The organism is Pseudorhodoferax sp. Leaf274, assembly GCF_001422445.1.
In the GTDB taxonomy this organism is placed as follows: domain Bacteria; phylum Pseudomonadota; class Gammaproteobacteria; order Burkholderiales; family Burkholderiaceae_C; genus Pseudorhodoferax.
In genome coordinates this window covers 1-8,527 of record NZ_LMNA01000018.1, presented here as the reverse complement: position 1 = coordinate 8,527, position 8,527 = coordinate 1, and the positions used below count along the sequence as shown (strand labels likewise).

The window sequence follows — 8,527 nt, the reverse complement described above, 5'->3', positions numbered from 1 at the left end:
CTGCCTCAACCTCGTGGAGTGCGTGGCCTACGTCGGAGCGCAGCTGCAGTCCAGATGAGCTGCGTGCGGCCGGTCAAGATGGGATGACTGGACGCTCACGGGCCGCCCGCGGCCGGATGTGAATGAGACCGCGAACGTACGCTCGATCTCCGCCCAGTCGATCAGCGCGGCTAGTCGGACCAGCGGGTGCTGCATGTTGAGCTGCTCGTCCAGCCGTGGACGGAACAGCTCGGCCGTTTGCGGCTGCGAAGGCTTTGGACCCATCGGACTCCCCGGAGCAATTTGCAGGAAAACAGGTACTGGCAAAACCATACCTTGCAAATCCTGCGCCTATCAATCCGAAGAACCGCGAGTCAGATCAACGGCTTGTGGGTTGTTCAGGGCGGACTACGTTAACTGGAAGCACTTGGAGTGGGCGCGTCAACTGCTCGAGAGTTTTGATCACTAGTGCGATGCGTCCTACTAGATTCACAACTCTTGTTAGCCGTTCGCCGGAACTGCTGAAGAGGCGTTTAGGGTGATTGCCAGTTCAACTGCAGGCTTGGCTTACGGCCGGGCCCTGTGATCTGGCTGTCATTCAACTCGCGAGCAGTCAAAGACCGGTGCTGACAGGAGCAGTCGTTGGCGCGCTCAAGGCAGAACGTCAGCAACCAGTCTTGAGATGGCGTTCGTCGCCGGAAGGTAAATGGCAGCTCGTGGCCAAGAGGGTCGGCGGGGCCATGCTTCACTTAGCTGGCGTCTAGCGGCGGCCGCCTTGGCCCAATGCGGAGGCGGGCGCTGTGGCTGCTCGGATTTCTTCAGGTGAAGCGAACCTATTGGATCTCGCCAGCCTCTAAAAAAGACCGTGTACGACTTTTTTCGTGCGCTGCCTGCTCGACGCGCGAACGTGGCACAGAAAAGTACGACTTTTTGATCTCATCTGAACGCCGCGCTGCCTGCAAAGCCGCGTCAAGCCTCAATGGTGTTTTACGCATTTTTTCGAATCAAACAGGAGCAAATAAAGTTCGTCGGGGAAAAATAAAGTTCGTCGAACTGGTTTCGCATCGCGGCCTTGGTCACTGGACGACGAGGCCTGCCGGAGCACCATGAAAGGGGAACGGCAGGTCTGCTCAGACGTCAGCTTCTCCTTTCGGCCAAACGTGGCAAGTGCACTGCCGTCGGAGTACCGACGGTCAGGACGATAGAGAGTGGCCGGTCAAGCAGCCGATAGCGCCGTTAGCGCAAGGAACTTGCTGCCCTCACCAGTCCACGTTAGGCAGATGGTGCGCGCGGCGCCAGTAACTTGGCGAGCCCGTCTGCTGATCACGCTGTGCGCAGGCAGGGCAAGCTCTGGCATTCGACGTAGTCCGCCGGATGTTCAGCAGAGACCGCCGCGTGGGCCTCTTTATTCGCTCGTCGTCATGCTCGATCCCGGCAGAGAACAGCCTCTGGATTGGGGCCAAGGTATGGCGATAGGCAATGTCGCGGCTTGCTATTCCGAAGTACGCGGCGGTGACGTCCAGCACTGACGCCGACGGCGGCAGATCGAGCGACACGCGCAATCCCATGATTGTTCTGTTCTGGTCGGGGCATCCATTGACCAGGCCAATGCGACCGAGGACTCCCTCCAGGAGTTCATCCGGGTACGGCGGGGCTACAGCGATGCTGACCATACAGATCCTTCCTACTTCGGTTCGGCGGGGGACAGCAGCTTCAAGCTGCGAATGACTGCGGCCATCGCTCGAGCGTGGCTTGGGGTTCCATCCCAGACGCTAGCGATCGCATCCATCAGATCGGTGTTCGATGCGATCTGGCGGGGAGAACCTCTACGCTGCTTCGAGGAAACATAAATGCATATGTCTTGCGCTAGACGAGACTTCATCGACGTTTGCCCCGAGAGAACTCGGCTCACCTGTGACTGGCTAGCTTTCACTGCGCTGGAAACAGCTATCTGGGTTAAGCCAAGCAGTTTGATCTCGTGACGAAGATGCTCTGCATTCTGTGGAAATGGGGCTGATGCCATGCGGTGCAACTATGCATAAATGCATTGAGGTTTGTCAACGATAGCGCAGGCGACATCGCGAAAGACCCGGTGCCCGGTCGGCCGTGCAATGCGTTGTGTGACAGAACCGATCGTCTGGACGTGGTTAGCGGCCGTGGGATTCGGGGAGAGGTTGCTTGGTGGGGCGGACAGGAGCATCGAGTGCAGCGAGGTTGCGATGCCGGTGTTCGGGAGACAATTGAGCGCCCTACGTCGGGTGATTGGGGCCAGTCGCCCGCCCGTCCGGACAGTTCGCGTGGCAGACCGACGGGGCGGCGAGGTTGTTGTTTGCCGATCTTAGAAGGAAAAAGGATGAAGGACGCAAGCCTCCCCCTGCCAGACGGGTATTCAAGCTGGCTGCTTTTTGCGCTTCATCATTTCGACGCGTCGGCCGCCGCAAACTTGTGGATGTTTGACGATGACGTGCTGGTAAGCCGGGACGCGATCAAGGCAGAACTCTGGCGGGAGTTCAATGCGTTGCGCGAGCTGGCGAACTTGCCTGCGCTCGATCCATCGACTCGGTAGCTCCTGCAGGGCCCGGGCTAGTCGTCAGAAACGAAAGGGGTGAGGACGTGCGTCACGATTCACCAGCAGATCGGCTCAAAGCCAAGCTTCTTGCCGATCTTGGCCACTACGCTCGGTCGCAAGCCTGGTCGAAAAAGGAGGCCGCTCGGCGGTTCGGGGTAACGCGTCCGCGCGTTCGGGAATTGCTTCGCGGAGACGCTGTCAGGTTTTGCTTGGAAGATCTGGTGTCGATGGCGGCTCGCGCTGAGCTGCGGATCAGGCTGACAGCACGTACCTGACGCCTGACCGTGCGGCCGGCAGCGGTCAAGACCTGTCCGTGCCGCTTACAGCGCAGCGTGCTTCGCTTCGGCGGGCGCCATGCCGGCCATACCCGTGTCGTCCTCGGCCATCAGCCGCTCGAAGTCTGGGCTACCGAATTCGCGGCCGACTGGCGGCATCCGGTCCCAGATCTGATCCTCCAGTTCGCGAAGCCTGCGGCGCTGTAGCTGCCATCGACGTGCAGCGATGGATTTTCGTTTCCGCATTGAGGTCATACGAATACCTTTTTCCAGCCGCGTTGCTTGGATGCCCTTGATCATTGGTGCCGGTGCTACCAACCAGCACGGTGCCTCTACCAATCCGTTCGAGCGCAACTTTCATGAGGCCTCCTGCAGCAAGCCAGTTTACGAGTTGTGCTGGCCGTGTGGGGTAATGCTGTGCCTCTTCGCTTCGGCGCAGATGCTCTGCCTGTTCGAACTGGCGCTCTCGGCCATCAGCAGTCTTCCGGCGCTAAGCCGCGAGCGGCTCCGGTCTGATTGCACACTGGAGGCTCCCGTCTTCTGAACTTCCACTTACGCCGACCGCGGGCCTCAAGTGACGTTGCCAAAGAGCTGAACATCTTTTATGTCGGTTGGCGGATATTTTCTGAGCACGGCCTTCTGGCAAACTGGCGCGTACAAGGCATCGCTCGGGCCGCGACCGTATGACTTAAAACAACTAGCCTCCGCGAAACCCGATCTAAATTTGAGTGAGGTCACCCTGTGAACAAGATTCCGACCGCTGGTGACGCCCTCGTCAACGCGTTGACTGAGAGCGATCCACTGGTGCTGCTGCTTGGCCAAGACGCGTTGAGAGACGGCGCCAGCGCAGACGCGGCACTCCATGTCGTGCTAAATCATTTGGGAGTTTCGGCGACAGGAGCCGCCAGTTGGAACGCTGTACAGAGCGCCATGCCATTATCGGATGGCTTCTTTCAATGGCTGGCGGAGCGGTTTGCACGCTCAGTCCCTGCAAAGTGGGCGAGCAATGTCGTTGACATACCATGGAGTGCAATCTTTACTTCCAGCTTCGACCAGACGCTATCCTCAGCTTTTCGTAGTTCTTCCCGTCAACCGCAGGTCGTGCTCACGTCAGATGAAGCCCCACCAGCGTCGCGCAGCCTGTCAAGAACGCCGATTTACTACCTCTTCGGAAGAGCAGGCATTGCTGACAAGCACGCTCTCGCTCCGTTAACGCGGTCTCAACTGCGAGTTCGTCGTACGCTGCACGCGGTTCCAATGTTGAACCGAATCGTTGATGCAGCAACCGCCGTGGGTCTTGTCGTAATTGATGGCTACACACCTGGCGACGACTGGTTGGACGTTGACTCTTTTCTTGCCACTATTGATCGACTGCCTGAGCAGAGAGTCTTGTGGTTTGGCTGGGACACTAGAAGCAAGCAACTGCCACCCGACATTCTCGAACTTGTGGCTAGTGGGAGGGTGCTGCCAGAACCCCAGCGGCTGGGCGCTTACCTTGCTCAACTGCGAGTGTCGGGGCGCCTGAGCGATCTGACGCCGGTTAGATCCGCAGAGGCTGGGCTCATCGCTTACGAAGGTGACAATAAGACCGTTGTCCCGCCAGAACTTCGGATTCAGGTCGAAGCCGCCTGCTTCGTTGTGGATGACTCATGGAGCGCATTTCTTGAGCCGCAAGGCAGCGACGCTCGGTACAGTGCTTTCGTAAGATTTCATGGCGACGTTGATGGACCTAGAGCACTAGTCGAGGGCGTCCGCCGACAATTTGCGATTGTTCGCGACTTCGAGAAAAAACTAGGGGCCTTAGTGCGGGAGGGCGTTGAGACTCACTCTCGACTGAAGGATCCGATTATCGTTCACGGCCAGTCGGCTACTGGCAAGAGTGTCAGCCTCGCCCGGCTTGTAGTAAATATACGGGACGGCCGTCGCGCGGCGGTTCTCTATGCTACAGGACGGCTTCCCCAGGCGTTTGAAGTTTCGGAGTTCTGCGAGCTAGCAGAGGACACTGGCGCGCTTTCAACCGTACTGATTTGCGACTGCAACGCTCCAATTAGTCGCTACAGGGAACTGCTGCAGAGTCTTCGGAGTCGAGGTCGCCGAATAGTTGTCGTTGGCTCAACATATCGAAGTGTTGATCAGGATCGACCGTTACCACGAGAGTTCATTGAGGCGCCCAACACTCTTTCAGCGCGAGAGAGATCTAGCCTGCAGGAGATGGTTCAAGAGTTCTCTGGCCACCACGACCATCGTAGTGTTGGCGAAGACAGAAGTGTCTTGGCCACGCTTTATAGGACCCTTCCATCGAGTCGATATCGCCTTTCAACCGGTCTTAGCAGTGAGGCGAGGTCGGCTGAGCAAGAGCTGCAAACTCGATCCAAAGAGTCAAGCGATGTGACGCTCTCGCCAATTGCTGAACAACTTATTGCTCTTGGCCTGGCCGCACAGGACACGTCGAAACTTGAAGAGGGCCTCCTCCACACGGTGGCCGACGCTGACGGCTCTGCGGGAACATTAGTAGACCTTGTAATGGCAGCGGGTCAGCTGAACTGCCCAGTACCCATCAACCTTCTTATGCGAGCAGCGTCAAGTGATCAGACGTCGAGTAATCTAACCAAGATTGCAAAGCTCTTTAAGGGGCTGGACCTATTCCGGTGGCAGGAGTCCGACACACGCGGCGAGGATTTGCTAATATCACCAAGACTCACTCTTGAAGCTGAGTTGCTGTGTAAGCGGCGTCTTCTAGGCCCCGACGCAGAGTCTCGCCAGCTGCTTACATTGATTCGTGCCGCTCGTTCCACTTGGGACTATTCGGGTAGCGAGCGACGATTCCTAATCGATCTGGTCCAAAAGTTAGGTCCGGACGGACCATTAAAGAATCGATATCGTTCGGCCTACATCGACGTTGCTCGCGAGTTGACAAAACTTCGTATTGACGGGGGGATCGAAGATCCAAGGTTGGCACTTCAGGAATCGGCACTGCGTCGAAGCGCCATTCGAGAGAGTGCAGCAGCCGGCGAATCGATATCTGTCCTGCTGGAAGAGGCGCGCAATGCAGTTCAAAATGCAATTGACTCACTGTCCAAGCGAGGAGGAAAAGGAAGCCCTCGGGCCAAAGCAAACCTAATCGTCGAGCGGGCAACTATTTTCGGATTTCTTGCGGTCAATGAAGCTAGGAATCAGTCGGATCCTGAAAAAGTTTGGTCGGCCTATCGTGCGGCGAGAACCGCATCTCAAACAGCGATTGTCACGACTGACGCTTACAACCCGCTTGACGTTGCGCTCTGGACGCCAGCAGATCTTCTCCGTGAAGGGGGCCTAGAAGAGATCAAGAAGCTGGAGCTCCATGCTGACCTGCATTCAGTGCTTGATCGTGTCGATCCAGAGATGCTTTCAATTGATCAGCGGGAAAGGTTCTATTCCCGCCTTCACTCGCTTGGCGGGCTTCTTGATCTACCGCAGCTGACAGAACAAGCACTTCACGCGCTGGATGCAAAGGGTTCAGCAGCCGGAGTATTCCTTCGTGCTCGAGAGGTGGGGCCTAGAAATGGCAAAGCTGCAGAGAAACGACCTGATCGTGCTAGTGCAAGGGCTGCTGCGGCGATCCTTGAAGCGTCTTGGGATAAAATCGTTCGCGATGAACGATGCCTTCGCTACCTGCTATCTTGCCAATGGATCGCTGCGACCGGCGAGTGGCCGCTAAGAGGCGAGCGAAAACCGATTCCTGCCTCCACGGCGTCGCGTCAAGCGGTACAGCGAACTCTTCAGGCGCTCCGCGACTTGGGAGTCAGCGAGAGCGACCATGGCTTGGCCTACTTGGAAGCAGTAATGCTGTGGCTGGGCGATGACGAGAACCTGGCCATTCGGATGTGGCGTGACCTCTCAAGGGAGACCGAGTTCTCCGACTCACGACGTGTAGTTCGTCGACTTATCCTCACAGACGACACTGGAAGACCGCAAGCGTTTGAAGGGCGGGTCGAAGCCGAAACTGAGCCTGGCCGCTTCTCGCTATTAGTGCAGCCACTAGGCAGACGAGTGCAGGGACTTGGCCGAGATTTCAAGGGGCTCGAACTATCCTACGGACGGACGGTTCCAAGATTTGGAGTCGCCTTTAACTATATTGGGCCCATTGCGGATCCGCTTCAATACGAGGCGCCGCATCCATGACGTTCGCTAAACTCAACGCGGCAGTGGTCGGACTCACTGAGGGGCTGCGAATCCATTTGGATCGATCCTCTATCGCAACGATCAACACGAGGCCTCCGGCTACATCCGATGATGAAGTTGGGTTTTTACGGTTGACGACTTGGTCGTACGCGTTGTTATTTGAAGCTGGGCGGACTAGTTTCGGACTGCTCCTAGATGTTCCTCCGGTTAACGGTGACCCCTCTGCGTTGAACAAGCACAAGGCGACGCTCATAGCAGTGCAACAACTCCGGACTTGGTTGCACCACAACATGGGGTTCGACAGTGCCCGAGAGTTGGAGATTCGGCGAGCAGTCTCGGATTGGTTTCTTCTTTCATGTGACGCCACCTCGCCAACGAATCGAGAGCACTGGGAGCGTTGCTTCAGCCGGCTCTGTACTGATGTCGAGGATTTGGTCAGTTACTGTGCGGCAGTTATTTCTTCAATCATGAAGTCAGTCGAAGATCGCGAGCAGATTCTTGCGACGTGGCGGCTTCGACTTCAGCGTGATTGGGAGGCACACCGGTTTGACCAGCTTGTCGCTGACTCAGCTGCAAGACTCGGCTTGCAGCTCAACGCAAGAGCATTCCGAGAGCGGCGGCTTTCAGACTGGAGGCGCTTCTTGGAGAGCATTCCGGAATCGGAGGATCCAACGCCAGTGATCGAGAGGTTAATTGACTCTGAGGTGCTTGATTATCAGCGATCAGTGCTGCCGCTGGGCGCGAAGGACATAATGCGAGAAATTGGTATATCGCCGGGGCCGAACGTTAAGGTCGCACTTGAGCATGCTCGATTGGGCTTTGACTCTGGAATTAGAGATAGTGCAGCATTGCTCCAATATGTGGCCCAGCGCATGCAGGAAAAAGCCGAAAAATCCGCGTAGCGAAGCTCGCAAAGGTACCTATAAATTCTTGAATCTTACGGTGCTGTGGCTTTTCGGAGCATCGATCCGCGAATATCGGCTGTTGGCTTTGCCGCAGGCACTGGCATGAGTTTCGCAGTAAATTCAAGTTGGCCGGGAGAAATGGGTTTAGTTGGTTAGGCAGGACTCCCTGAGGGAGGATTAAATAATGGGCGTTATTTTCCGGTTCTACTGGGGTTTATTTGGCAGCGCGTGACGCCTTGTTCAAATCCGGATGTGTAGAATTTCTGCTTCCAACAACGCTAAGGAAGGTCTGCGCAATACACTTTGAGATGTGCTGATGCCGCCCAGTCCAGACGCCTTGCAGGTTCGTACCGCTTTGCCGCGGGATTCAGCCCGTTGCGGACCTGTTTTTCGGCCCGTTGGCCGTTTGCAGGCGCACTCACTCCTGCGCTCCCATCCAAGTTCGCCGCACCATCCACAGGTTGGACAGTGCGTGTGGGCGCCGATGCAAAAGTGAGCTCAGTTTTCGGTCGGCGCCAACATGGTGAGGTCAGAACGGACGTAATAGTCCGACGTGGGCCGTCCTTGCCTGACCGCGGGATGACGGCAAGCATCTGCCTCTGATCGCAGACCCGCTTGGAGGTGTGCGCTTACGGGAG

The 8,527-nt window shown here is 56.9% G+C and carries 6 protein-coding genes and 1 pseudogene; 4 read left to right on the top strand and 3 right to left on the bottom strand.

Annotation, left to right across the window (positions count from 1 at the left end):
- Window positions 1-99 precede the first annotated feature (99 nt).
- Both ASF44_RS31155 and ASF44_RS31150 read right to left on the bottom strand, forming a co-directional pair.
- Window positions 100-264, bottom strand: a pseudogene (locus ASF44_RS31155) (IS5/IS1182 family transposase); the annotation flags it as partial.
- Window positions 265-1,238: 974 nt separating this feature from the next.
- Entirely contained in the window at window positions 1,239-1,652 is a 414-nt protein-coding gene (locus tag ASF44_RS31150; RefSeq protein WP_082524850.1) for a TniQ family protein, read from the bottom strand.
- A 680-nt stretch (window positions 1,653-2,332) separates the two neighbouring features.
- Here ASF44_RS31150 and ASF44_RS17120 point away from each other — a divergent pair.
- Both ASF44_RS17120 and ASF44_RS33280 read left to right on the top strand, forming a co-directional pair.
- On the top strand, window positions 2,333-2,545 hold the full coding sequence (locus ASF44_RS17120; RefSeq protein WP_056900449.1) for a hypothetical protein: 213 nt from the start codon (window positions 2,333-2,335) through the stop codon (window positions 2,543-2,545).
- Window positions 2,546-2,592: 47 nt separating this feature from the next.
- On the top strand, window positions 2,593-2,823 hold the full coding sequence (locus ASF44_RS33280; RefSeq protein WP_162243829.1) for an XRE family transcriptional regulator: 231 nt from the start codon (window positions 2,593-2,595) through the stop codon (window positions 2,821-2,823).
- A gap of 45 nt (window positions 2,824-2,868) precedes the next feature.
- Here ASF44_RS33280 and ASF44_RS31915 read toward each other — a convergent pair whose 3' ends face one another.
- Complete coding sequence (locus ASF44_RS31915; protein ID WP_156374560.1) at window positions 2,869-3,123, bottom strand: hypothetical protein; 255 nt, start codon at window positions 3,121-3,123, stop codon at window positions 2,869-2,871.
- Between the two features lie 2,088 nt (window positions 3,124-5,211).
- Between ASF44_RS31915 and ASF44_RS31910 the strand changes: the two genes are divergently transcribed.
- Both ASF44_RS31910 and ASF44_RS31905 read left to right on the top strand, forming a co-directional pair.
- On the top strand, window positions 5,212-6,984 hold the full coding sequence (locus ASF44_RS31910; protein ID WP_156374559.1) for a hypothetical protein: 1,773 nt from the start codon (window positions 5,212-5,214) through the stop codon (window positions 6,982-6,984).
- Window positions 6,981-7,886 (top strand): hypothetical protein, encoded by a 906-nt coding sequence (locus ASF44_RS31905; RefSeq protein ID WP_156374558.1) that lies wholly within the window; start codon window positions 6,981-6,983, stop codon window positions 7,884-7,886. Before ASF44_RS31910 ends, ASF44_RS31905 begins: the two co-directional genes overlap by 4 nt.
- Window positions 7,887-8,527: the final 641 nt, after the last annotated feature.